Annotated in this window: 2 protein-coding genes; both read right to left on the reverse strand. The window is 46.0% G+C overall.

The features are described 5' to 3' along the window. Nucleotides 1-74: 74 nt before the first annotated feature. The gene (locus tag AC1DWI_RS25950) at nucleotides 75-173 is read right to left on the reverse strand and encodes a hypothetical protein (RefSeq protein ID WP_477726299.1); all 99 of its coding nucleotides are present in this window, start codon (nucleotides 171-173) and stop codon (nucleotides 75-77) included. Nucleotides 174-365: 192 nt separating this feature from the next. Further along, nucleotides 366-554: hypothetical protein (locus tag AC1DWI_RS25955; RefSeq protein WP_477726298.1), on the reverse strand; the 189-nt coding region annotated here is incomplete at its 5' end.

Raw genomic sequence — 554 nt, forward strand, 5'->3', positions numbered from 1 at the left:
TAGCTGTAGTTGACTCGGCTCCGCTGGTTAGGTGGCTCTCAGCGTGGGTACGCGAAACGACGCGTCCTCCGCATTCACTCGTAAATCTTTGCCGCCCGAATCATAGCCTCCACAAACTTCCAAGACGGCTTGTCATCGACACGAGGCCCCATCGTCGCCAGCCATGCATGCATGGCCTCCAGGAATTGCTCTAGCGTAGGGGTTCTCCCAATCTTCAACTTGCCCTTGCAATAGTTCGTTGCGAAGTTGCTCAATAGCGTTGAGTACTACGTCTACTGAACCGTCGTCCTTACCTAAAAGGTCTAACAAAGTGTTTTGTTTCATGGTCTCACCGATATGAACTGGCCCCATCCCTGAGCCGCAGTTCAACCTCGGCGGCTATCTAGCCATTGCAAATATTGATGCCTTAATTCAATAAATCTTTCAAATTCCCAATTGTCTTCAATTGGTATCGACTTCAAATTTCGGAATAATTTTTTTTCACTTAAAAACTCGTTCCAAGACAATTCATGAGGCAATCTTTCGTTAAACAACAATAGATTTTTCATGTTGTC

The sequence above is a fragment of the Polaromonas sp. P3_C2 genome (assembly GCF_056402675.1).

What these genes read in the sequence shown, in the direction of transcription:
- AC1DWI_RS25950 (WP_477726299.1), bottom strand. Translation starts at nt 173, where the DNA reads ATGCATGCATGGCTGGCGACGATGGGGCCTCGTGTCGATGACAAGCCG.